The following is a 1,808-nucleotide window of genomic DNA, read 5'->3' as shown; positions in this document are numbered from 1 at the left end:
GAAATATCTATGAATTAAATATGCGAGCAAAGTTTTTTCGTTTTCAGTTCGTCATGAAGGTATTATATAAACTCCTTAATTTCGAAATACAGAATAACAAAGAAAAGAGAAAACAAAAATTCCGAAAATCGAAAAATCGAGATTTCCAATTTAACAAATTCCAAAATCAAATCCCACATAAAAAATCCAAAATCAGCCCCGAAAATTTAGAATTTCTCAAAACTATATTTTCAAAAAAATCATCAAAAAACGTGCGGTATTTTATCGTAATATATATTACTAAAAAAATTCATGCGCACACTTTAAGTTTTCACCTCGTACGTTAGTAAAACAAAATTAGTAGAACAAAATATATCTCGAAATAAACTTTAAAAATAAATTTACAAATTCACGAAATTTAAATTTAAGAAAAACTCCTTTTTGTTAAATCATAAAAAAACTTTTGAATGCTACTTGCTGCACTCAAAAATAGACTCAATAAAATAAGGGAACTGACTTGATATAACAGTCAGTTCCCTTATTAAAAATTTCTAACATTTGACTTTGCTTTTTTCACAAATCAACCAACTAAAACAATTCTTTATGACAAGTCTCACAAATTTGCATTCTACCTTCAGCATCACCAATAATTTTCGTTTTTTTAGATTGAATCTTGAAACAATAAAAACATAATTTTCTATTTACACCTTTATGATCAATTTTTTCATATTCATGAAACTTTTTACAACCAAGACAATAATAATATAAATCTCCCGCTACTTTCATACACTACGCCTCCACATCTACTTCATTAATTAAATGACCGTTATACTCTTGCTTCTCACTCTCAGATAACTCTTGATACTCTTGTTCAAATTTCATTAAATCCTTATTCCACATTGCGATTAATCTATAATAATATTCATTCTTGTCTGTACTCTTATACTTGTCCAATTCGCCATCTTCATATTTTTTCGCATAATCTTTTAATAATCCACCGTAAACAATTAATTGACGACCTTTTAATGCTAAATAGAACACGTCAAACACTTCTTGACTAACCGACATTTCATAGTCTTTCGCTGAATACTTCGCAACCTCCGCAACTGCATTTCCTTCTCGTATTAACTCTACTTTTTGAATATGTACTTGCGTAATCTCTGGCATATCTGTTACTTCTCGCCACATTTCTAACCATTCTTCTTGCTTAATATAAAGCTCTTTACGTTTAAAATAATTTTTATCAACACAAAGCAATACATGAAAATGAGGATTATATGTATCATAATTCGGGTTATGATCGTCTACTTTCAATCCACGAGAATCATAATATGCTTTTCTCTTTTTGTTGTTATACATTTCTTCAGTGATGAATCGTTCTTTATCATACGTCATTTCTAGCTTTCTAATATAACCCTTAATAGAACGTTGAATATTACGTCTATCAAATAACTTTTTAAAAGCTTTATTAAATCTATCAATCTCACTTTTCACCATATCAGCTTTAATATTTGGAGTCGTCAACGTTAAAAAAAGAAACTCTTTCTTTTCCTCAATCTTAATTGCTTCCATCATCGTTGCGATTTTCACCGCGTCCTTCCCTGCTTTCCTCCAAGCACAAATCGGACAAAATCGATTTTTACAATCATTCCCCTTTACTCGTTTCTTCTTCTTTTTATCCTTTGTAGCCAAAAATTCATTAAAGATACTGCACGATTTAAACAATTCTTTCCCGCTCTCACTCATTTTCTTCTTTATAAATTCGTAAATCTTGATATTCTGTTTCTTTTTAGGTTGTAATTTACCAGTGATTTCATCTTGATTTTTCT

At 29.5% G+C, this 1,808-nt stretch carries 2 protein-coding genes; both read right to left on the bottom strand.

Annotation, left to right across the window (positions count from 1 at the left end; genetic code table 11):
* Positions 1 to 567 precede the first annotated feature (567 nt).
* A complete protein-coding gene (locus CQ064_RS33035) occupies positions 568 to 765 on the bottom strand; it encodes a hypothetical protein (protein ID WP_000861196.1) in 198 nt (65 codons plus the stop codon).
* 3 nt (positions 766 to 768) lie between these two features.
* A partial coding sequence (locus CQ064_RS33030; protein ID WP_258166719.1) for a protein rep occupies positions 769 to 1,808 on the bottom strand: 1,040 nt, incomplete at its 5' end.

The sequence above is a fragment of the Bacillus sp. MYb78 genome, from assembly GCF_002975115.1.
Taxonomy (GTDB): domain Bacteria; phylum Bacillota; class Bacilli; order Bacillales; family Bacillaceae_G; genus Bacillus_A; species Bacillus_A cereus.
The sequence above is the reverse complement of the archived record's forward strand: the minus strand, read 5'-3'. Positions and strand labels throughout refer to the sequence as shown.

Coding starts and splice junctions, on each gene's coding strand:
- CQ064_RS33035 (WP_000861196.1), bottom strand. CDS start 765: ATGAAAGTAGCGGGAGATTTATATTATTATTGTCTTGGTTGTAAAAAG.